Here is a 22874-nt window from a genome sequence, read left to right as displayed (position 1 = left end):
TGTTGCGAGTGTCCGTTAAGGGCTGCGAACTGACGCTGATGCCAAGGGCGGAGAGCGCCAGAAAGAGCCCTGAGCGAACCTCGTATTCAGGCAGTTGGAGTAGAGGGCCGCATCATCTATCGTCGAACGCATGTCGGACAAGGGACAACAGTTGCAACGAAGGTTGGCGGCGATACTAGCTGCGGATGTCGTTGGGTATTCGGCGCTTATGCACCAAGATGAGCAAGCCACAATTCTCATGCTTGATCACCTGGAAAGCGACATCGTCACCCCAACGATAGCAGGCCAGTCAGGTCGTGTTGTGAAGAGCATGGGCGATGGTTGGTTGGTGCAATTTGACAGCGCGGCGCAAGCTGTAACCGCAGCAATGCAGCTACAAGAGCAGTTGGCTGAACACTCGTTAATGAACATGCGGATCGGTGTTCATGTGGGTGACATCACAGAAAAAGGTGATGACATCCTAGGTGATGGTGTAAACATTGCCGCACGGCTTGAGAGCATTGCGCCAACCGGTGGCATCGCAATTTCTGAACCCGTACATTTGAACCTTGAACACACTCTGGCAGACGCTTTCAAAGCAGTTGGGAAAAAGAAGCTCAAGAACATCCAGCGCAGCTTGGATGTGTGGATTCACGATGGACCACACCTGGGTGTATCGCAAAGTTCGCCTTCTTTCACAGAGACGAGCTTGCCAAAGCTATCCATCCATCCTGTCATGTGCAGCGACCAACGCACTGAATTACAAGAAATGGCCGCAGCTCTCACTTCAGATTTCGGTTCTTATTTTCGAACGATCAACTGGTTAAACGCAGCGATATCTTCCACAGAACCATCAGAGGGATATGCACTTCGTGGCGTGCTGCGTGGACACGGAGACCGATTGCGCCTGGAAGCCCGCTTAAATGACTCTTCTGGTTCCGAAATCTGGACCCAGAAGTTCGACGGTTCGGTCGAAGCAATCTTTGATTGGCAAGACGAGGTCGTAGAAAAGCTGTTGGATGCCGTCAGTGGGATCTTGATCCAGTCGCTGACCGCAAAGCTCTCGGCTTTGCCTGAAGACGAACTGACTGCCGAACAGTGCGTCCTGATGGGCATGATCACATGGTCGGAGGCCAGCATCGACAGCTATGAAGAGACGTTGTCGTACCACGCCAGGGCCATCGAAGCCAAACCAACCCTCGCTGCCGCCTATGCCGAAGCTATTTGGACAATGAATGGCGCGAGAACCTATGATCTTCGTCGCCAGCTGTCATCCTACTACCAGAATCTGCCGCACTGGATCGAGGCCGGTCGACACATGGCAGGTCAAAGCCCAACGCTTGATCTGAGTATTGCAGTGGCTGACTACAATGTTGACGGGGACGCGGATCGACTTTCCGTGGCGCTTGAGCAAATACGGCAACGAGCGCCATTAGATGCCCGCCTGCATTTGTTTATGGGTTGGGGGTACAACTGGGCCGGTTTTCCTGAAATGGCACTAAGCTGTTTTCAGACAGCGCTTCGGTTGGGCCGATATGGAGCCGTTTTCGTGGGTGCTTCCGGAGGTGCCGCCACCTCTTGCGTAATGCTGGGTCGAGACCGCGATGCCATCGCCTACGCAGAGGCAGGTTTGCGCTTTTCAAAGAACTATGCCGCACTTCACAGCACGAGGGCCGCTGCTCACGCAATGCTTGGGGAACCTGAAAAAGCGTCTGAGGCTTTAGCGCAAATGCTGCAAATGGAACCTGATGAAACGATCTCGAAATGGCGTAGCAACGTTGACTATGGTAGCTCTGAAGGCGCTGAACGCTACTTTGAGGCGCTTCGCCGCGCAGGGTTGCCAGAATAGCGGTGCCGGAACCAAGTTGAGTTTGTAAAATCGGTGGCTTGGTTGCGTATCTCAGTAACTGCAAAGCTCGGAATTGAATGTCGGCTCCAGGCTGCCACCGGTCGCTGATACGGGGTGCAGAAGACTTCAGCAACGAGCCCAATCAACCAAATGCTGCACCGCATTCGAATGTCAGCTTTAGGGCGACGTCTGGACGCTCCGTGGGTGCACGCTAAGTGAACTTCTGACCCTACTCGGAGGTTCGACAGAATCTCCGGTAGGTCCGTTTAGCGCTATGACCGGTCATTGTCCTCGACTGCATTGAGGGTCCGGAGACGAGGGCAAAGGGGAATCCGCGGAACAACTCGGGATTCGCAAAAGTGCCGGTTTGGACTTGCGACACGGCAACGAACACATGCCAGGCAAACGCGTCGGACAATAGTTAGAGGGCTTGGAATGACAGAGGTGGTGTCAGTTTCGCGTTTAAAGTGACAGCGCGTTTGTCTGCTCACACATGTTTGCACATGCCGCGAACTATTCGAACTTCGGCTCTGTCTTAGACATGCTTTCCCTCGACACCATGCTTTCCCACCATGTGTGCAATCCAGGTTTGTCCGAAAGAATGGGTTCTGCATCTGGCGTTTGCACAAAGTACCAGAACACGGGGGCCAAGTGGAGATCGGCAAGGCTCAGATCGTCCCCAGCCAAATAGGGATTTCCATCTTGCAAGTCTTCAAGAGTGCCGAGGGCTTTTTGGATCTCGGGCATAAGGGCTTGGCAGGCAGCTTCGTCGGTCTCGCCACCCATCATCGGTGCAAAAATTCTTTGCTCGCACAAACCAATGACCGGGCCATATGTATAGTTGTCGACGATGCTTATCATCTGCGCCATGCGAGCGCGCTGTTTCAAGCTACCGGGCTGCAATGCTGTGCCGTCGAACCCTTCGTCGATGTAACGCTCAATCGCGCCGGTCTCATAAAGGTGAAATCCATTGTGCTCAAATGCCGGTACTTTGCCGAACGGTTGCCTGGCAATCTGTTCAGCTGGCATGCCTTCCATGAAATCAACCTCGACGTGGTCATAGTCGACCCCTTTTTCTTCCATCACGAGGCGTACCGAGCGCGTGTATGTGCTGTAACTTGGTCCATAAAGAGTCAGATTTGCCATTTGACGTTCCTCCCTGAGTTAGAAAGCTAGCACAGCTGCAACTGGCACGCATCGCTTCGGTGAAGCTTTCGGGCAAGAGTCCGGGGTGTAGTCGCTTCAGCACAAGAGCTGCCTCTTGGCTTACGGTGAGTTTTGGGGTTAAACCCGCTGCCGTCTGATGCCCACTGGAGTGTCCGGAAACGGGCAGAAAGCTGCCGTCAGGTCGCATCAGTCGTACGGGCAACTCTTGGCACGAGGCCGATATACCGCCTAAGGCAGCAATCGAGGCCGAACCAGACATTCAGGCCCCGTGCGCCAACGGCAGGTTTTCTGAAGGTTTTTCGATGCGGGCCGAGGTGCAACTTTGCCGTCAGGAGCTTTCGGCGGCCCGCGTTGACAAACCTCGGAAGGAGGAAGCCGCGGTGGTTGGGATCATGCTATGGGGAAAGAGCGCAGACGGATGAGGCTGACTTTGCCACAGACGCGCAGCTGACGGTGTTTGATGCGCCAGCTGCGGTCATTTTCTGCCACCTTGGTCGCGGGCATTTTGCCGATTGAGCCCATGTGCTGTGAGTCACAGCATTCATTCTGAGTGATGACCGCAAGTGGATTTGACCGATCAGCCAAAGACGAACGGAGCATATCGAAGTGTGTGGTCAAGCATCGGATCATGCGGCCTGCTCCCGTGGTGGCGCACGCGACATCGGTGTCTGACCACGCCGGAAGATCTCGATGATGCGCATTGGACCGCCGCAGCAGGGGCATGGCTCGCGCAAAGTGAGCGGGGTGACCTCGGACTCCTGCTCTGGCTCGGTGATTTCGTCGGTGCGTTGAACACCAAGCAACGTCCGGATCTTCTTGATGTTCGTCTTGCGCGCTGAACTGGCCAGCAGGCCGTAGTGGCGGATGCGGTGGAACCCGTCAGGCAGAACGTGGATCAGGAAGCGGCGGATGAACTCGGGTGTAGCCAAGCGCATGACCTTTTGGCGGTCACCACATTTGATCCGGTAATCCTTCCAGCGGAAAGCTACGGTCTCGGCATCCATACTGACCAGTCGATGGTTCGAGATTGCAACCCGATGAGTATAGCGGCTGAGATAGGCCAGAACTGCTTCAGGGCCACCCAAGGGCGGTTTGGCGTAGACCACCCATTCGGACCTGCGGAACGGGGCAATCCAATTGGTGAAGGCAGCAGCATCCGCCAGTCCTGCGCGGTCACCGAAGAACACAAGGGCCCCCGCTCGATGCAACTCCATCAGCCCTTTCAGGAACAGGCGTCTAAACAGCAGTGCCAGCGCCCGAACATGCAGGAAGAACCCGGGCTTGCAGGCCACCCATTTGGTGCCGTCCGGTGACAAGCCGCCACCTGGGACGATCATGTGGATGTGCGGATGGTGCGTCAGCGCGGATCCCCAGGTGTGAAGAACGCTGGTCATGCCGACCTTCGCCCCCAGTCGCTTTGGATCGGCTGCGATGGTCATCACCGTTTGCGCTGATGCGCGGAACAGCAGGCCGTAGACCGCCTTCTGGTTCCAAAAGGCGATGCGTGCAATCTCGGCGGGCATCGTGAAGACGACGTGGAAGTATTCGACGGGCAGCAGGTCTTCAGCACGCGCCTCCATCCAGTCTCGCGCGGCGGGGCCCTGGCACTTCGGACAATGCCGGTTCTTACAAGAGTTATAGGCGATGTGGTGGTGGCCGCATTTGGCGCATCCCGCCACATGCCCGCCAAGCGCTTCGGTTCGGCAAGCCTCAATCGCCGACATCACCTTCAGTTGACCGAAGCTGACATGCCCGGCATTGGCCTGCCGATACGCAGGCCCATAGTTCCGAAAGATATCTGCGATCTCCAGCCGTGGGCGCGGCATCCACCCGCGCCGCTACTCCAGTCCTCGCCTGACGGTGTGATCCTGCAGTTTCTCCAACATCTCATAGGGACTGACGGTGCCGCGAATGGTTTTGGTCGCGACATGCGTATAGCGCGCCGTCGTGCTGAGCTTGGAATGTCCCAAAAGCACCTGGATCACTCGAACATCCGTTCCGGCCTCGAGCAGGTGCGTTGCAAAGCTGTGGCGCAGGGTATGCAGCGTAGCGGGTTTGTTGATACCGGCCATGTGTTTGGCCGACGTGAACGCACGGTTCAGCTGACGCGGTGACAAAGCCATGATCTTGGGTTTGCCCGGAAACAACCATCCCTCAGGCCGCGCTTCCCGCCAATAGTCGCGGAGCAAATCAAGCAATGCAGGCGACAACATGGCCTTGCGGTCCTTGTCATTCTTACCTTCATCCACATGGATCAACATCCGGTCGCTGTCGATGTCCGAGACCTTGAGATTGCAGACCTCGGATGCCCTCAGCCCAGCACCATAGCTGATGCCTAAAGCCGCACGATATTTGAGCCCCGGCCCTGGAACCGCCGCCAGCAGATCGCCCACTTCTTCGACACTCAAAACAACGGGCAACTTCTTCGGCTTGCGCCGGAACTGCATGTATCGCTTCATCTCCTCACGACCGCAGGTCATGCCGAAGAAGAACCGCAAAGACACGATCCTGGCATTGAACACGCCGGTCGAGACCCCGGTGTCGGTCATGTGAAGCTGATACGCGCGCAGCTCGTCCGGCGTTGCTGTGTCAGGGGACCGCCCGATGAACTCGGCAAAATACCTGACCGCCCGGATATGAGCCTGCTGGGTCTTCGGCGACATGCCACGAATGCGCATGTCCTCGATCATCCGCTCACGCAGCGGGGTCGTCTTCTTTTCCTTCATTGGAATCTCCTGTCGTCAAATTGAGAAACCTCAATCGTCAGACAGGTCCGCCAAATCCCAAAACGGCCGGATCAGCGCTCAACGCTGGCCAAAGGCGCCATTGCCGCGATAGCGGCTTCGTCCTTGCCCGCAAAACGGGCTTACACTGAATTTTACGGAACGTCCGCATCGAGCCCATCTTGACCAATGCTGCTCGACGCACGAACGGGCGCGAACCATCTAATACCGCCATTGTTTATGGTTAGTACGGTCCGAAAGAGCCAGTTGGCACCCGTCCACAATGTTGCAGCGGCCCGCATTGCGGACATCTACCGTGCATGGAAAACAGGGCCGCTGTATTCCTGCCTGCCATTTCTCCTCAGCCAGAAAAATGGCAGGTCCAGTGTGAGAACCAGAATGAAACCGAAACTCAGAGACCAGTAGACGGTTCAAAGCTGTGCAGCTCGAAAGTTCTCTTTCCGTCGGCACTGAACTTCTGGACCGAGTCCCCGACACGCAGAACTGTCATGCAGCGATAGCGCCCCTTGTCGGCCGCCATGGAAACGCAAACCTTATCTGTATCGGTGATGGCAAATGCGCCGGCACCGTTCCATCCACCGTTCGTAAGTTCTCCGCTCACGACATTGTTCGGGCCATAGAAAAAGCGAAATCTCTTCTCTCCGGACGTGGCTGTGACAGTATTTCCGATCAGAAGCTCAGCGATCTGATCGGCATTGAGGCGCTCGGCACCGTTATCTAACGCCGCCTCAAGATCCGTTTCAGCCAATGCAGTGCTCCCCGCCAGAGCGACCGCAGCCGCCATGCAAAGTGTTTTCAGTTGGGCCATATCCAATCTCCTTATTATTTTGAGTAAAGCTACCAAAAGCTAACCCCCGGAAACGTTACGCTGGGCGAACGCGCCGGGCTTGATCGGAATCTGATTTTTTCTGACATTCCTCTGACAATCCGCAAACTTCGTTGAGCCAGTGACATAGCAGAGTGTAGGTTGCAGTATGTATCGTTTCTTGGAGTTCCAACTTGATCCGAAACAGGGGCTGAACCGCCTTGGCGAACCGGTTGCTCTGGAACCTCAGGCGCTGCAATTGCTGGAATTTCTTGTCAGGAACCGGGACAGGATTGTTAGCAAACAAGAGATTATTGACGAGATTTGGGCCGGCGCAGCGATCACCGATGCGGCGCTGAATACGCGCATCCGGTCCGTGCGCAAGGCCTTGGGCGACACGGCTGCAAGCTCGGACTACATCAAGACCTTTCCTAAGCGCGGGTTTCAGTTTGTGGCCCCGGTTGCATCGGATGACCCGTCCGAGCGTATCGCCAAGACGCCCAAACGCGGCGTTCTTGTTGCGGGTGTGCTGTTGGCTTTGGCAATCGCCATGCTGTCCTTCTCCATATTTGCCGACCGGCAGCGATTGCCGGACACCGGAAAACCCTCTTTGGCCGTTGTGCAGTTTGACAATATTGGGGACGAAAGAACTGGTCAGTATTTCGTCGATGGTCTCACCGACGATCTGATCGCGCATCTTTCGCGCAATCGGGAACTGTTCGTTGTATCCAGCGCAACGATGTTCTCTTACGCGAAGGATCAGGTAACTCCGATAGAAATCGCGCGCGACCTTGGGGTTGGCTATGTTGTCCGCGGCAGCGTCCGCAGGGCCGATGGTCAGATGCGCATCAGCGGAGAACTCATTGATGTCGACAGCGCCGAAACCATCTGGGCCGAGGTATTTGATCGTCAGGTAACGGATGTCTTTGATGTTCAAGACGAGATCAGCCGGGCCATCGCCGGCCAGTTGTTGCCTGAGATATATCAGTCCGGCGAAGCACGGTCGCAGGAAAAACCGACCGAAGACATGGGTGCGTGGGATCTGTATTTGCGCGGCCGGGCGCGGCAGGCAGTGTTTTCGCAAGAGGCCCAGCAGGACGCGGTGACGTTTGCACAGTCCGCCATCGCAGCGGATCCGGAATTCGCGGCAGCATACAGCCTGTTAGCCCGCGCGCTGGGAACGATATTCTTCTTTCAGTGGTCAGATACTCCTCAGGACACGTTGATTGCCGCTACTGAGGCGGCCAAACGGGCAATTGAACTGGACGATCAGGACGCACAGGCGCATGCGGCCCTTGGCTATATCTACCGCTTTACAGGAGAGGCCGATCCAGCCATCGCAAATCTCGAACGCGCTGTCGCGCTCAACCCCAATGATGCGCGTATACGGCTGGAATTGGCGCATACCTATGACTGGTTCCGCATGCAGGACCGCGCCCTACCCGAGATAGAGATGGCGATCCGGTTAAGCCCACGCGATCCGATGTTGCAAAACATGTACTTCTACCAGGGCCATATCCTGTTTCACCTGGAACGCTACGAAGAGGCGCTGGACGCAGCCCGGCAATTGGGCGCAGTGGCAACAAGCAATACGTGGCGGCTGTTTCATCACCTGTTGAGCGCGGCCACTCTTGCCGAGATGAGCAGGCAAGACGATGCCCAAGAGGCTGTTAACGATGCGCTTGAGATTAACCCCAAACTGTCAATATCCGCAATGCGCAGGCAATTCGCAGGATCGAAGAACCATCCAGAAAACCGGCGGATCTGGTTGGCAAGTTTGCAAAAGGCGGGCGTACCCGAATAAAAAATCGGTACCAGACTTGACACTACTCTGTGCCGTACCGCGCCCCGTCGGTCAGCCTGCACTATCCTGAAGCGGGGCAAACCGTCCCTCGGGCATGTCCACCGCCCTGTAGGCTTCGACGAAAGGCAGGATGTGTTCATCCGGGCGCGCAAAACGCCGATACATCCAGACAATATCGGCAATTTTTATCCCCGGTCGAATTCTGTTAAGCCGGTCTCGCGCGGCAATGGCGGCCTCGTGTGGACCCAGTTCAGCCAGAATTGCAACCTCGATAGAAACCGACCACCAAATGTCCGGCTGCGCCCCCTTGCGATAGGTGCTCAGCGCTGTTTCGTAATCTCCATTCAGGAAATGATACTCGGCCAGCGCCTGGTACCAGTTTGGATCTGCCGCATTTGGGTCAAGCGCAATTGCGTTCTCAACAAGAGCAGCGCCCAACTCCAGACGCCCGGACCAAATGAACTCATAGCCGATCTGCCCTTGCAGATACCGATCTGTCCCCAATGCCAGCGCCGTTTCAGCAGACGAGAAGAACCCGTCAAGATCGCGCTGAATCTGCAGCACAAGCGCCAGAAGAAAGTGAGCGCGCGCAGAATACGGGTTCAGCGACACCGCCTTCCGCGTCGCCTCTTCCGCGCGTTGAATTTTCTCGTCCTGCGTCCCTGGATATAGCCCGGTAAAAAGCTTCACATCCGTCAGCAGTGCCTCGGCCAATTGCGCCCACCCGCGCCAATACTCGGGTTCGTCTTCGACGACCCGCAGGATACAGCCGCGGACGCGCTCTTGCATATCTCGCCGGTTCAGAAACCCAACCCGTAGCAGAGAACATTCATAAGACGACAGATGTTCCGGAGGTTTCGCGCGCGCATGACCTGCGTGAATGCGCTTGATCGCCCCGCCCGCATCACCCACAGCCGAGGCCACTTTTTCGGTAATGTTCAGCTGAACGTCCAGAATATTAGAAGTCGTGAGGCTATCGTCATACGCGTCCGACCAGACCTGAAGCCCCGAGCTTGTGTCTATAAGTCGCGCTGTCACACGCAGACGATCTGCAACCTGCCGGACAGTACCTTCCAGTACGTAGTCTGCACCGAATTTCTGCCGGATACTGCGCGGGTCACTTTCCTCGGGCCGGACGGAATGAGTGGATTGGCGAGATAGGACGTTGAGGTCCTGGTAGCTCCCCAGCTCAACAATGATGTCTTCACCAATGCCTACAGCCAATAAATCGCGGGCGTCCGTATTGCTAAGGTTTTGAAATGGCAGAACCGCAATGGTCGGACCTGTTGGCTCTGTCAACAAAGCGGCTTCATCAAAGGTCAGGGCGTCGGGCGGCTCGGGACCAAAGCTGATCCACCACGTTACCAAACCCGCAACGCCCAGACCAACCAGCACCGCTGCACCGATCATCAATGGAAGTTTGTTTGATCGCCGTTTGGATGCGGGCGCTCTGTCAGGCATGACGCGAAAAACGCGAACCGGTTCAGCGATGTTCTTCAGGGTGTTCAGTCCGAGATCCTCAAATCCGGCATCCACCTTGCCCATGGCCTGTTGGACGACACTCTCAGAAACCGCGACGCCGTCTGGGTCCGCTAGACCTTCAATGCGAGAGGCGACATTCACCCCGTCACCGTAAAGGTCCCCATCAGCGATCATGACATCACCGAGGTTTATCCCGATCCGAAGTTGCAATCGCGACCCGTTGGCGATGGTCGGAGCAGCCTCAGCCATTGCCCGCTGGATCTCGACGCCACAAGTTACGGCATCGACAACCGAAGCAAATTCGACAAGAGCACCATCCCCCATCAACTTGACGAGGCGCCCTTGGTGTCGTGCAATTGTGGGATCAAAAATCTCTGAACGCAGAGTTTTGAGAGCGGACAATACCCCTGCCTCGTCGCTGCCCATCAACGACGAATACCCAACGACATCGGCAGCCATGATCGCGGCGAGTCGGCGCTGCATAGGACCCTCCTGTTCACAGTCTAACGGATGTCACGAAGTCGCGACAATGTGTGCCCTTCTGGTATTCCAGTTAAATTGGCTTCATAACCAAGGCTGAACGTCCGCTTCAGCCTCAAAGGCATCACCTGCTTGCACCCGCAGCTAACTTCCGCTTGTCTGAAGGTTTTTCGATGCGGGCCGAGGTGCAACTTTGCCGTCAGGAGCTTTCGGCGGCCCGCGTTGACAAACCTCGGAAGGAGGAAGCCGCGGTGGTTGGGATCATGCTATGGGGAAAGAGCGCAGACGGATGAGGCTGACTTTGCCACAGACGCGCAGCTGACGGTGTTTGATGCGCCAGCTGCGGTCATTTTCTGCCACCTTGGTCGCGGGCATTTTGCCGATTGAGCCCATGTGCTGTGAGTCACAGCATTCATTCTGAGTGATGACCGCAAGTGGATTTGACCGATCAGCCAAAGACGAACGGAGCATATCGAAGTGTGTGGTCAAGCATCGGATCATGCGGCCTGCTCCCGTGGTGGCGCACGCGACATCGGTGTCTGACCACGCCGGAAGATCTCGATGATGCGCATTGGACCGCCGCAGCAGGGGCATGGCTCGCGCAAAGTGAGCGGGGTGACCTCGGACTCCTGCTCTGGCTCGGTGATTTCGTCGGTGCGTTGAACACCAAGCAACGTCCGGATCTTCTTGATGTTCGTCTTGCGCGCTGAACTGGCCAGCAGGCCGTAGTGGCGGATGCGGTGGAACCCGTCAGGCAGAACGTGGATCAGGAAGCGGCGGATGAACTCGGGTGTAGCCAAGCGCATGACCTTTTGGCGGTCACCACATTTGATCCGGTAATCCTTCCAGCGGAAAGCTACGGTCTCGGCATCCATACTGACCAGTCGATGGTTCGAGATTGCAACCCGATGAGTATAGCGGCTGAGATAGGCCAGAACTGCTTCAGGGCCACCCAAGGGCGGTTTGGCGTAGACCACCCATTCGGACCTGCGGAACGGGGCAATCCAATTGGTGAAGGCAGCAGCATCCGCCAGTCCTGCGCGGTCACCGAAGAACACAAGGGCCCCGCTCGATGCAACTCCATCAGCCCTTTCAGGAACAGGCGTCTAAACAGCAGTGCCAGCACCCGAACATGCAGGAAGAACCCGGGCTTGCAGGCCACCCATTTGGTGCCGTCCGGTGACAAGCCGCCACCTGGGACGATCATGTGGATGTGCGGATGGTGCGTCAGCGCGGATCCCCAGGTGTGAAGAACGCTGGTCATGCCGACCTTCGCCCCCAGTCGCTTTGGATCGGCTGCGATGGTCATCACCGTTTGCGCTGATGCGCGGAACAGCAGGCCGTAGACCGCCTTCTGGTTCCAAAAGGCGATGCGTGCAATCTCGGCGGGCATCGTGAAGACGACGTGGAAGTATTCGACGGGCAGCAGGTCTTCAGCACGCGCCTCCATCCAGTCTCGCGCGGCGGGGCCCTGGCACTTCGGACAATGCCGGTTCTTACAAGAGTTATAGGCGATGTGGTGGTGGCCGCATTTGGCGCATCCCGCCACATGCCCGCCAAGCGCTTCGGTTCGGCAAGCCTCAATCGCCGACATCACCTTCAGTTGACCGAAGCTGACATGCCCGGCATTGGCCTGCCGATACGCAGGCCCATAGTTCCGAAAGATATCTGCGATCTCCAGCCGTGGGCGCGGCATCCACCCGCGCCGCTACTCCAGTCCTCGCCTGACGGTGTGATCCTGCAGTTTCTCCAACATCTCATAGGGACTGACGGTGCCGCGAATGGTTTTGGTCGCGACATGCGTATAGCGCGCCGTCGTGCTGAGCTTGGAATGTCCCAAAAGCACCTGGATCACTCGAACATCCGTTCCGGCCTCGAGCAGGTGCGTTGCAAAGCTGTGGCGCAGGGTATGCAGCGTAGCGGGTTTGTTGATACCGGCCATGTGTTTGGCCGACGTGAACGCACGGTTCAGCTGACGCGGTGACAAAGCCATGATCTTGGGTTTGCCCGGAAACAACCATCCCTCAGGCCGCGCTTCCCGCCAATAGTCGCGGAGCAAATCAAGCAATGCAGGCGACAACATGGCCTTGCGGTCCTTGTCATTCTTACCTTCATCCACATGGATCAACATCCGGTCGCTGTCGATGTCCGAGACCTTGAGATTGCAGACCTCGGATGCCCTCAGCCCAGCACCATAGCTGATGCCTAAAGCCGCACGATATTTGAGCCCCGGCCCTGGAACCGCCGCCAGCAGATCGCCCACTTCTTCGACACTCAAAACAACGGGCAACTTCTTCGGCTTGCGCCGGAACTGCATGTATCGCTTCATCTCCTCACGACCGCAGGTCATGCCGAAGAAGAACCGCAAAGACACGATCCTGGCATTGAACACGCCGGTCGAGACCCCGGTGTCGGTCATGTGAAGCTGATACGCGCGCAGCTCGTCCGGCGTTGCTGTGTCAGGGGACCGCCCGATGAACTCGGCAAAATACCTGACCGCCCGGATATGAGCCTGCTGGGTCTTCGGCGACATGCCACGAATGCGCATGTCCTCGATCATCCGCTCACGCAGCGGGGTCGTCTTCTTTTCCTTCATTGGAATCTCCTGTCGTCAAATTGAGAAACCTCAATCGTCAGACAGGTCCGCCAAATCCCAAAACGGCCGGATCAGCGCTCAACGCTGGCCAAAGGCGCCATTGCCGCGATAGCGGCTTCGTCCTGCCGCCCTTGGTGCAGGAGATCGAGGTCGCGAAGCGCAGAAAGCTGACTTTGCAAAGTCTGACAATATCTAGTCTCCAATCACTGAACCACATATGAAAATCATCGGGCTAAAAGCAAAGCCACAAGCGCAACTACACCCGATGTAGTTGCGCTCGCCAGGTTGCATGAATGGTCATAGCGCATGGATGTCGAACGGATCGGAGAAACCTTTGATCCTAGTGCCGACAAATGTCTCTAGTACATTAGCCCTTTCCAACAGATCGCAGGTTTCTTGATCAACCAGAATTCGACTTCCAGTTTTCTGCGTTTCTGCTTCCAGGCGAGCAGCAAGGTTTACGGTCGATCCGATACAAGTATACGTCGCCCTGTTGTCTGTGCCGGCATAACCAGCGACGACTTCTCCAGTCGCTATTCCGATGCCGATTTTTAGGTCACTTTTCCCTTCTGCGCGCCGTTCGAGATTTAACATCTCAATCATGTTGTGCATTTCATGCCCTGCCGCCACTGCGCTTTGCGCGGAGTTGGACAGCGGCTGCGGAACTCCGAAAAGAGCCATCAAACCGTCTCCCAACATCAGGCTGACAATCCCGCCATTGCTGGTAACAGCCTCGAACATCAGCGTGTAGAAAGTGTTGAGCAGGTCGATTGTTTCCTCGGGAGCGAGATCTTCCGATAGGGTCGTGAAGCCGCGAATATCACAGAAGAGGACCGAAGCGTTGGCACGTTTGCCACCTATCGCAAAGCCGGATTCTTGCAAGTCTTGTGCGACCTCCGTTGTCGCAAAGCGCTCTAACAGTCGCTTTTGTTCGTCCCGAAGCCTTTTCTTTTCAAGACCGCTGGAGACGCGCGCACTGAGGAGTGTCTTATTGACTGGTTTTGGCAGGTAGTCTTCGGCGCCCAATTCAATGCACCGCACGACATTGTCGAGCCCCTCAACAGATGACGTCACGATCACCGGCAGATCGCGCAGGTCGGTGTCGGATTTGACGGCCTCTAGAACCTGAAAGCCGTCCATTTCGGGCATTTCGATATCCAGCAGAAGCAAATCAAATGGCTGGCTAGACAACATCTCCATTGCCACCCGGCCGTTTTCCGCAACCGATGCCTGGTGACCCAAAAGCTCTACGCTGCGCGACAAAAGCAAGCGGTTCACCTTGTTGTCATCGACGATGAGCAAATGGCCGGGGGCGTCAGACATCGATCAGGCTCCTTAAAGCAGCTGCAGCAATGGTAAGGTCGGTTTCCAGCGCTGTTGCATCTGTAAGGTCCCCGGCTTCAGGCAGCTCTCCGAGCTCGATTTTCCTGGCCCGTTCAGCGAGAGCGATCGCCCCAAAGGTATTGGCATTCGACTTGATGGAGTGCGCAGCACGACGGTATCGGTCGGCATCAGCCGTGCCCGCAGCCGCTTTCAATTCGTCAATCATGTTAGGCGCTTCGTCGAGAAAGGTGTTCACAAGCTCGGCTGCAAATTCTTCGCCTGTGGTGTCTTTAAGCTCTGCTAAGATTTCATGATCAATTGGGCTGTCTGTCATGGATCACCTTCTTATTCTGGGGGAATTTAACAGGGATTCAATTAGGACCGGTACGCGGATCGGTTTGGTGATGTAGTCGTCCATCCCCGCTTTCAGGCACATCTCACGGTCGCCCTGCATTGCGTTCGCGGTCATCGCAACTATGCGAGGACGGCTGCCATCCGGATGCGCTTTGTTGATACGACGAGATGCTTCAAGCCCATCCATCTCGGGCATTTGCACATCCATGAAAACAACATCGTATGTTTGCCGGTTGACGCTTTCGACCGCTTCAACACCATTGCTGGCCAAATCAGCGCGATAGCCCATCTGTTCCAGCAGACGAAGTGCAAGTTTCTGGTTCACCAAATTATCCTCGGCCAGCAAAATCCGCAGCGGATGTCGCGCTGCCATATTCGGATCTGTTTGCGGCTTGCCCTGAGGTTTGGACGGCTCTACGCGCAGTTTTTCAGTCGCGAACAATGTGACCAGGGTATCGAACAGGTGGGATTGGCGCAAAGGTTTGGCAAGGTTGGCGGCGAAGAGCCCATCCTCAAGGTCTATGTCGCGCGGGCCTAGTGAACTGAAAAGGATAAGTGGCAAACCCGGTTTCTTGGCGCGAACCCTTTTGGCAAGCTCTTCACCATCCATGTCAGGCATATGCATGTCGAGAATTGCCAAATCGAACTCGACGCCTTCTTCAAGTAAGTTCAGCGCCTCTGAAGGAGATTCACACGTCGTGGTCTGTGTGCCCCACTTCTCGGTTTGAAGCGAAAGGATTTTTCGATTGGTGGCATTGTCGTCCACCATCAAAATTCGCTTGTCCTCAAGTTCAGGCTGAACGCCAACAAGATTGCGAGAAGACGATTTAACTGGCTTTGCAGGTTTGGCCTGGATCTTGAAAACAAAGGTGGAACCGCTGCCCTCGCCATCACTTTCAGCCCACATGGTCCCGCCCATGAGTTCTGCTAGGCGTTTCGAGATCGCAAGACCCAGACCAGTGCCGCCATATTTTCTGGTCGTTGAACTATCTGCCTGACTGAAAGACTGGAATAATCGGCTCATGCCCTTTTGGGATAGGCCGATTCCAGTGTCTCGGACTTTAAACGTCAGTTCGAGCGTTCCCTGTACCTTGGCGGATTGTTCAACAGACAGAACCACTTCGCCGCTTTCGGTGAACTTCACTGCGTTAGAAAGCAGGTTCAGCAGAATTTGCCGCAATCTGGTCAGATCCGTGTTAATCGCCAGCGGTAGCGCGTCATCGTACTCATAGGCTAAATCCAGCTGTTTCTCGGCGGCTCTGCCGCTGACCAAATCGAGTGCGCTTTCTATGCATTCGCGCAGGTCGAACGGATGGTTTTCGATATCCATCTGCCCGGCTTCAATTTTCGAGAAGTCGAGGATCTCGTTGATGATACCCAACAGCGCGTCACCACTATCGCGGATGGTGTTTGCATAGTCGCTTTGCTCTGCATCCAACTCTGTGTCCATCAAAAGGCCGCTCATCCCGATTACGGCATTCATGGGCGTGCGGATCTCATGTGACATGGTGGCCAGGAATGCGCTTTTTGCTTCGTTGGCAGTTTCAGCAGCCTCGCGCGCTTCTTCAGCTTCGCGGAAAAGGCGTACGTTCTCGATCGCAATAACAGATTGATCGGCAAAGGACTCAGCCATTGCAATATCGTCATCCGAGAAGGGTGTTTTGGATTTCCTGATGAAATAGAGGCCGCCCAGACATTTGCCTCCGCGCATCAATGGCACGCCAAGGAAAGCTTCAAACCCGCTTTCTTCGTGAAGCTTCTTTGCCAACCGCGGCAGGTCACCCGACGACAAATCATGCACATGCATGGTTTTTCCAGAAAGTAATACAGACGACAGAAAATTGTCGTGCGGATCCAGCGGGTGCCGGGTTCTTCCGAAATCACGTATCAGCCCTTTGGGCGAGGCCAAAGCCACTTGCCACCAGAAACTCTCATCCGACAACGCCGCACCAGCCATGTCGCACGAAACAAGCCGTGTCGCGGAATCTACGATCACCTCAAAAACAGGCGTTGTATCCGTGGGCGATTGGCTGATCACCCGCAATACATCAGCGCTCGCAGTCTGACGTGCCAGGGAAGCCTGAGTTTCATTGAAAAGGCGAACATTTTCCAGCGCGATGATGGCCTGATCGGCGAAGGACTCGGCAATGGCGACTTCATCTTCGCTGAAAACTTTGGCAGTTTTTCGGATGAATACCAAGGCGCCGAAGCATTCCGTCCCGCGCATCAGAGGCACTGTCAGCGAAGACTTGAACCCTTTCCTGCGGATGATCTCTTGATCGCGTGGGGGTAGCTCATCGTACCGCCATTCGGGCAAATGCAAGGTCTTGCCGTTCTTGATTGCCTTGGACGGCAAATTGTCTTCGGGATCAATTGGCAGGCGCTCGGTCCATGTGATTTCTTCGACGCCATCGGGTGTCGCAGCGGCGATTTGCCAAAGTTCAGTCTTGTTCGCCTGAATAGCAATCGACAGGTCGCAATCTATGAGGGTCGTCGCCAGCGCGACAATCTTCTCGAAAACCGGCTTTGTGTCTGTTGGGGATTCAGAGATTACTCTTAGAACGTCCGCGCTTGCGGTTTGGCGCGCGAGGGCGGTCTGCGTGTCATTGAAAAGCTGCGAGTTCTGAATGGCGATGATCGCCTGTGACGCAAAAGTCTCCATCTGCTTGATTTGCTTTTTGTCAAAAGCTGCAGTGGTTCGGCTCCCCATGCTGATAACGCCGATTGTGTCACCATCGCGGATCAGTGGCACGGAAAGGACGGATCGATAGCCCTCGAGATTGGATTTGAGCAGCGGATCGTAATTGGGGTCAGCTTGCGTATCTTCAACATAGTCGGCCCGTCCATGCAGAAGCGCACGTGCCGTGGCCGATGTTTCCCCGGGCTCAAAAGGATGCGCCTTCAAAAAATCCGCGAATTTGCCCGACAAATTGTGCCCGGCAAAATAATGGTACTTCCCATCTTCGGATGCCTTAAGCGCCACGAAGGCATCCTGCAGGCGACAAATGCGGGACGAAACGGCTAGCAACGCCTCTAGCACAGGCTCCAATGCATCAGGAGATCGGGAGATAACTTCGAGCACCTCGCTTGTGGCTTTCTGGTACGCTAAGGATTCCTCAACTTCCTCAGTTCGGGCTGTCACCTCGTCGAAAAGGTGCGCATTTCCAAGCGCAATTACCGCTTGCGAGGCGAACGTTTCAACCAGAGCTATCTGCTTGTCCGAGAACGCCCCAATTTTCGAATGAGCAAGTGAAATCACGCCGAGCGTGACCCCATCCTTTACCAGTGGGACCCCTAAAGCTGAACGAAATCCGGCACCCAGTGCTTCTTCTTTCCAAGCATAATCCGGGTCGCGCTCAAAATCTTCAATATACACCGTTTTGCCTGTCAGCGCGGCGCGTCCCGTGGTCGTACCCTTGTCTGGAACAAGCACCTGACGGGTTATGACGTCGAAATGAGCTGCGGCGGAATTATGGGTCGCAGCAATGTCATAAATTCCAGTGTCTTCATTCAAAAGTGCGACGTAAGACGCTTCGGGTTTGCAGATGCGAACCGCCACCTGCAAAATAGCTTTAAGAACTGGATCGAGTTCATTTGGCGAGCGCGAGATCACTCCCAGCACTTCAGACGTGGCTGTTTGATAGTCGAGCGCTTCTTCAACTTCTGCAGTGCGGGCCTGCACTTCTTTGAACAACCGGGTGTTGTTGATGGCGATCACAGCCTGGGAGGCGAATGTCTCTAACAGGTTGACCTGTTTTTTGCTAAACGCCCCGGGCTTCCGGTGCGCCATGACGATAACACCAACGGTCACGCCTTCGCTGACTAAGGGGACGCCGAGGGTGGTAAGGTAATCACCGATCTCCGCCGCCACCTTCCATGTGTAAGATGGATCCTTACTTGTATCTTTTATGTAAACAGTCTTGCCGTGAAGGGCCGTGCGGCCGATGCACGAGCCTTCCTCTGGGGCAATTGGGTTGTCTGACAAATAGTCAAGAAACGCATCACTCACGTTGTGGGACATGGCCACACGGTACAACCCATCGTCAGCATCCCGCATTGCAAAGAATGCATATTCTGGATCGCAAATGCGTGAGGAAACTTCCAGGATTGCATCTAGCACCCGTGGAAGATCGTTGGGCGAACGAGAAATGACATCTAAAACCTCTGACGTGGCAGTCTGGTATTCTAGTGACTGCACGACCTCGGCAGTGCGTTCCTCCACTTCCCGGAACAGGTTGGCATTTGTAATGGCGATAATCGCTTGGTCGGCGAAGGTTTCTAACAGCTGAATCTGCTTGGTGGAAAATCCCGAAACCTCGGTTGACCCGACCGAAATTACACCTACCACGTCGCCATTTTTGACCAATGGGACCCCGAGCACGGACCGATATTCCCCGACGCCGCTATCCTCCATCCAAGTATAAGACGTCTCGGTTTCGACATCTTCGATATAGATGGTGCGTTTCGACAGTATGGCACGCCCGCTTACGCCGCTTTCATCAGGCGAAATAGGATGCGCTTTGACATATTCCGCAAAGGTCGTGTCCTGCGTAAGTATTGCAAGAACATGAAAAAGCTGATCGTCGGGGTTCAACATTGCAACATAGGCATCCTGCAATTCGCAGATGCGCGACGCTTCTTTGAGGATAGCATCGAGAACGGGTGCCAGTTCATTGGGTGACGCCGAAATAACCCGCAGCACTTCGGATGTAGAGGTCTGATATTCCAAAGCCTGCGTAACCTCCGCTGTGCGATCCTGAACTTCGCGAAACTGTCGGACGTTTTCCATTGCGATAACGGCTTGAGCCGCGAAGGTTTGGACCAGTGCCACGTCGTCGTCTGAGAATGGCGCAACTTCACGGCGGTAGAGCACGATCACCCCTAGACCGGTGCCATCCTTCATCAACGGAACTGCCAGAACCGAGCGGGCTCCTTCAATCTCAACCATCTGAACCCGTTTCGGGTCACGATCCCTGAAGTAAAGGGGATCGTCCGCGATATCGTCCTGGCGAATGACTTCGCCATCGATCATTGGTTTGATCGCAATTAATTCTGTGCGTGTAAGGGGCTCTACAAAGTTTTTGAGCGCTTCGTCAAAATCGGTTCTTGCGCCAATATTGGCCGGGATCGTTGCGAGCCCGCGTTCGTGATCAGCGATACACAAGAAGGCGAGTGGCGCTTTGCACAGACGGCTGGAGTTTTCGAGAATATTCTGGAACACAGGTCTTTCGTCGTCGCGGCTGCGGCTTATGACTTCGAGGATTTCCCGCGATGCTTTTTCGCGCTCAAGTCGTTCCTGAACCTCTCGAAATTGGCGCGTGTTTTCTATTGCTATGACTGCGTGTTTGGCGAACTCTTCGATGAATTGCACGTCCGGGTCAGAAAACGGGCGGACTTCGCGGCGGCTAACCGCGATCGCACCAATCGCCCGGTCGCCTTGTATTAAAGGGACTGTTACGCGTGATCGAATGCCTTCAACTTCGACCATCATGATCGCTGTTGGGTCGCCCGAACGATAAAAATCCGTTTCAATCAAATCGTCGATGCGAAAAACCTTGCCAGTTCGGATCGCTGCGGCCACGGTTACCGAACCGTCCAAAGGCCATTCGTCCCCGATGTCAAATTGAGTTTTCTGATGCCCCCAATTCGCGGCCAACCGCCCGTGAGTCCCTGCATCATTGACCAAAACCAGAGCAGCCTGATCTGCGCCACATATCCTTGTGGCCTGCTGAAGCACCGCGTCAAAGACCCGCGCATCATTATCCCGGCTTTTGCTGATAACGCTTAGGACCTCTTGCGTCGCCACTTGGCGTTCCAGCTGGGTGTGCAGCTCTTTCATTTGACGTGTGTTGTCGATTGCAATCACAGCCTGGGCCGCAAAGCCCTCAACCAAAGAGATCTCATCTTCAGTAAATGGCCGCACTTCACGCCGGTAAATCCCAATGACGCCTACGGGGTCACCATTTGCTGACATCAAAGGAACCGTCAGAAACGAACGGACACCTTCCTCATCAACCAGTTGCCGGCGCCAAGGATCCGCGTTGATATAGTGGTCCGTCTGGCGCAAATCGACATTGTGAATGACGCGCGCTTCCCGCACGGACTCGGCGATCTGTAAATTTGAGTCCAGAGACCAGCGATCCACGCCGACCTTGTAAGTCGCCAATTGATCGCCAAAATGTGCCGCGTATTCCAAATGAGTTCCTGCCTCATTTAGCAGGCTCAACGTGGCTACATCTGTTTCGCAAAGCCGTGCGGTGTTTTCCAGGATCGTCTGAAAGACCGGCGCTTCATCATCCCGAGACCGACTGATCGTCTCCAGAACATCACGCGTGGCACCTTCACGAGCCAGACGCAGCTGCAACTCGCTAAACTGTCGAACATTTTCAATTGCAATGACCGCCTGCGCGGCGAAAGTTTCAACCAGCTGCACCTGATCGTCGGAATAAGGTCGTACCTCATCCCGCGCCAACATCAGGCATCCGATTGCGCTGCCACCCATTTTCAATGGAACAAACAGATTGCTCCTGCACCCATGAGTGTCGACAATGAGCTTAAAGCGCTCATCGCCCGATCTGTGGAAATCAGTGTCGCCCATATCGACAACACGTTTTGTCTCGCCACTTAGAATAGTGTCAGTCACAATGGAGTTGCCTGGCTCCATCGTGTATTTGCCGTCGAGCCAGAGTTGTTGAATATCCGGGTGTAGATTAACGCTGGCTACCAGTTGCTGACGAGCATCCCCTTCTTGCCCGAGTACCAGACCGGCAAAAAAGGCATCACAGAGATCTTTTGCCAGCGTTACAATCAGGTCGCATACTGGCTGGATGTCATCCTTGGTCTCGGAGATCGCCTGCATAACCCGCGCGGTGGCTTCAAACCGAGCCTGCTGATCATCCGCGCTGAGCCCTCTGCTTTGCGAGGATGACGACGCTGAATCAGCAGTCTCTCTTGATGCCTTCTTTCCACCCATCTGCGGTCGTGCCCCCACGCAAACTAATGAAACACACAAGACCGGAGTTTAGAGGGCATACGATAGAAGTCACAGAGATTCTTTGTGGGTTGTGTTCCATGCGGGTCGGGCGATGCCGTTATGGTGTGGCCTTGGGAAGATCCGCAGAGTCATAAAGTAAGCCGCCCTATTTGCCCAAAAGGTGTCCTAAATAGGAGCTGTGTTAAACTTCCCGGAACACTCAAACATCGCTGTTGTATGTCTTCTTTGGGCTGCGAGCGCTGAAGCATCTATCTGCAATGGAAAGCTCTCAAACTGGGCTTTAGGGCAATTTAGGTTGACAATTCATCTGTGAAATCGCCGGATTTCTTGGGCAACAATCTTGGAGGTTTTGAACGCTCGCCGCTCCGGTCTGCGGCCGACACCAAATTAGGAGATACGAAATTTCTATCGACAGTTTTGCGGAAACCGAGATTGGAACACACCTCGCCGACGCTGCACGTCGTTGCCGCATGGTTTTCTTCACTGGATTACCAGCGTCTGGAAAGTCATTTCTGTTGCGCCAGCATATATCCATTTCGGTCTCGTTGGGACGTCGCGTACATATCATCCGGTGGGATACAGGGCTCGCTTCGTTTCAGACCGACGACATACTCGCAAGTTATCCAGATGTTTCGGATGGAACTCATCCGTTGGTCCGAAAGGCAGCCGGATTGTGGGGCCGGAGAGCCCTTGCGCGATGGCTGGCAGCGAATACCGATCCCAACGACATGATTGTAGGTGAGGTCCCCATCATCGGAAACAGGTTTTCCGAGTTCATCCAGACACAGACGGATCAGGTTGAACCAGTCTTAGCTTCAGAGGAAACCACATTCATCTATCCGGTTCCCACAAAGAACTTGCGTGCCAATCTCGAAGCTATTCGAAGATCTACCTTTGCGAACCCCAGACATCCTGATGAGGCCAGGGACGCGCCACCATCCACAATGGAACTGGCTTGGCGTTTGACGTGTACCAAGGCCGCAGAATTGGGCTTGATCTCTGAAGCGGATGGTCATTCTCCGTACGAGGAGATGATTTACGTGCGGTTTTTTGAGCACCTACTGCAACACCGAAACGCCATCAGAATTGGGGTTGATACGATTTTTTCAGATGCTGCATCAGCCCATGATATTGAGGCGAACATCCCAGAACTCAGGGCAAGCCCGGATGATGTACTGTGTGCAATCGCTGAGATACAGGCCGCTTTTACAGTCGAGGAAGCGGCCCGAGACGAGAGGGGTCATTCGCTGCCAATGACATAGAAGGTACCTGAATAGTAGTCAGCACATGGTGAGGT

Annotated in this window: 12 protein-coding genes and 1 pseudogene; 3 read left to right on the top strand and 10 right to left on the bottom strand. The window is 55.1% G+C overall.

The genetic code is table 11. The features are described 5' to 3' along the window. Positions 1–130: 130 nt before the first annotated feature. The gene (locus ACR3E4_RS03865; protein ID WP_170694764.1) at positions 131–1828 is read left to right on the top strand and encodes an adenylate/guanylate cyclase domain-containing protein; all 1698 of its coding nucleotides are present in this window, start codon (positions 131–133) and stop codon (positions 1826–1828) included. Positions 1829–2341: 513 nt separating this feature from the next. Here the strand turns inward: ACR3E4_RS03865 and ACR3E4_RS03860 are convergent. From ACR3E4_RS03860 to ACR3E4_RS03845, 4 genes are all read right to left on the bottom strand, one after another. Continuing rightward, positions 2342–2974 carry a glutathione S-transferase family protein gene (locus ACR3E4_RS03860; protein ID WP_480535675.1) on the bottom strand — a complete coding sequence of 211 codons (633 nt, stop codon included), beginning with the start codon at positions 2972–2974 and terminating at the stop codon, positions 2342–2344. 647 nt (positions 2975–3621) lie between these two features. After that, complete coding sequence (locus tag ACR3E4_RS03855) at positions 3622–4821, bottom strand: IS91 family transposase (RefSeq protein WP_480567055.1); 1200 nt, start codon at positions 4819–4821, stop codon at positions 3622–3624. Between the two features lie 12 nt (positions 4822–4833). Continuing rightward, entirely contained in the window at positions 4834–5721 is an 888-nt protein-coding gene (locus tag ACR3E4_RS03850; RefSeq protein ID WP_480536669.1) for a tyrosine-type recombinase/integrase, read from the bottom strand. Between the two features lie 409 nt (positions 5722–6130). Then, positions 6131–6547 carry a hypothetical protein gene (locus ACR3E4_RS03845; protein WP_480536644.1) on the bottom strand — a complete coding sequence of 139 codons (417 nt, stop codon included), beginning with the start codon at positions 6545–6547 and terminating at the stop codon, positions 6131–6133. Between the two features lie 166 nt (positions 6548–6713). Between ACR3E4_RS03845 and ACR3E4_RS03840 the strand changes: the two genes are divergently transcribed. Beyond that, positions 6714–8348 carry a winged helix-turn-helix domain-containing tetratricopeptide repeat protein gene (locus tag ACR3E4_RS03840; RefSeq protein ID WP_480536643.1) on the top strand — a complete coding sequence of 545 codons (1635 nt, stop codon included), beginning with the start codon at positions 6714–6716 and terminating at the stop codon, positions 8346–8348. Positions 8349–8399: 51 nt separating this feature from the next. Here the strand turns inward: ACR3E4_RS03840 and ACR3E4_RS03835 are convergent, their stop codons facing one another. From ACR3E4_RS03835 to ACR3E4_RS03810, 6 genes and pseudogenes are all read right to left on the bottom strand, one after another. Then, on the bottom strand, positions 8400–10313 hold the full coding sequence (locus ACR3E4_RS03835) for an adenylate/guanylate cyclase domain-containing protein (protein ID WP_480536642.1): 1914 nt from the start codon (positions 10311–10313) through the stop codon (positions 8400–8402). A 494-nt stretch (positions 10314–10807) separates the two neighbouring features. Then, positions 10808–12006: pseudogene (locus ACR3E4_RS03830) on the bottom strand (IS91 family transposase). Positions 12007–12018: 12 nt separating this feature from the next. Continuing rightward, complete coding sequence (locus ACR3E4_RS03825) at positions 12019–12906, bottom strand: tyrosine-type recombinase/integrase (protein ID WP_480536669.1); 888 nt, start codon at positions 12904–12906, stop codon at positions 12019–12021. A 297-nt stretch (positions 12907–13203) separates the two neighbouring features. Further along, on the bottom strand, positions 13204–14229 hold the full coding sequence (locus ACR3E4_RS03820) for an adenylate/guanylate cyclase domain-containing protein (RefSeq protein ID WP_480534131.1): 1026 nt from the start codon (positions 14227–14229) through the stop codon (positions 13204–13206). Next, positions 14222–14563 (bottom strand): Hpt domain-containing protein, encoded by a 342-nt coding sequence (locus ACR3E4_RS03815; protein ID WP_480534129.1) that lies wholly within the window; start codon positions 14561–14563, stop codon positions 14222–14224. Before ACR3E4_RS03815 ends, ACR3E4_RS03820 begins: the two co-directional genes overlap by 8 nt. Before the next feature lie 3 nt (positions 14564–14566). Next, positions 14567–21556 (bottom strand): GAF domain-containing protein, encoded by a 6990-nt coding sequence (locus ACR3E4_RS03810; RefSeq protein WP_480534128.1) that lies wholly within the window; start codon positions 21554–21556, stop codon positions 14567–14569. A 749-nt stretch (positions 21557–22305) separates the two neighbouring features. Here ACR3E4_RS03810 and ACR3E4_RS03805 point away from each other — a divergent pair. Beyond that, positions 22306–22839, top strand: a complete 534-nt coding sequence (locus ACR3E4_RS03805; RefSeq protein WP_480534126.1) for a hypothetical protein — start codon at positions 22306–22308, stop codon at positions 22837–22839. The last annotated feature ends 35 nt before the right edge of the window (positions 22840–22874 follow it).

This window comes from Ruegeria sp. AP11 (assembly GCF_056535865.1).
The sequence above is the reverse complement of the archived record's forward strand: the minus strand, read 5'-3'. Positions and strand labels throughout refer to the sequence as shown.

What these genes read in the sequence shown, in the direction of transcription:
- ACR3E4_RS03865 (WP_170694764.1), top strand. Translation starts at nt 131, where the DNA reads ATGTCGGACAAGGGACAACAGTTGCAACGAAGGTTGGCGGCGATACTA.
- ACR3E4_RS03860 (WP_480535675.1), bottom strand. Translation starts at nt 2,974, where the DNA reads ATGGCAAATCTGACTCTTTATGGACCAAGTTACAGCACATACACGCGC.
- ACR3E4_RS03855 (WP_480567055.1), bottom strand. Translation starts at nt 4,821, where the DNA reads ATGCCGCGCCCACGGCTGGAGATCGCAGATATCTTTCGGAACTATGGG.
- ACR3E4_RS03850 (WP_480536669.1), bottom strand. Translation starts at nt 5,721, where the DNA reads ATGAAGGAAAAGAAGACGACCCCGCTGCGTGAGCGGATGATCGAGGAC.
- ACR3E4_RS03845 (WP_480536644.1), bottom strand. Translation starts at nt 6,547, where the DNA reads ATGGCCCAACTGAAAACACTTTGCATGGCGGCTGCGGTCGCTCTGGCG.
- ACR3E4_RS03840 (WP_480536643.1), top strand. Translation starts at nt 6,714, where the DNA reads ATGTATCGTTTCTTGGAGTTCCAACTTGATCCGAAACAGGGGCTGAAC.
- ACR3E4_RS03835 (WP_480536642.1), bottom strand. Translation starts at nt 10,313, where the DNA reads ATGCAGCGCCGACTCGCCGCGATCATGGCTGCCGATGTCGTTGGGTAT.
- ACR3E4_RS03825 (WP_480536669.1), bottom strand. Translation starts at nt 12,906, where the DNA reads ATGAAGGAAAAGAAGACGACCCCGCTGCGTGAGCGGATGATCGAGGAC.
- ACR3E4_RS03820 (WP_480534131.1), bottom strand. Translation starts at nt 14,229, where the DNA reads ATGTCTGACGCCCCCGGCCATTTGCTCATCGTCGATGACAACAAGGTG.
- ACR3E4_RS03815 (WP_480534129.1), bottom strand. Translation starts at nt 14,563, where the DNA reads ATGACAGACAGCCCAATTGATCATGAAATCTTAGCAGAGCTTAAAGAC.
- ACR3E4_RS03810 (WP_480534128.1), bottom strand. Translation starts at nt 21,556, where the DNA reads ATGGGTGGAAAGAAGGCATCAAGAGAGACTGCTGATTCAGCGTCGTCA.
- ACR3E4_RS03805 (WP_480534126.1), top strand. Translation starts at nt 22,306, where the DNA reads ATGATTGTAGGTGAGGTCCCCATCATCGGAAACAGGTTTTCCGAGTTC.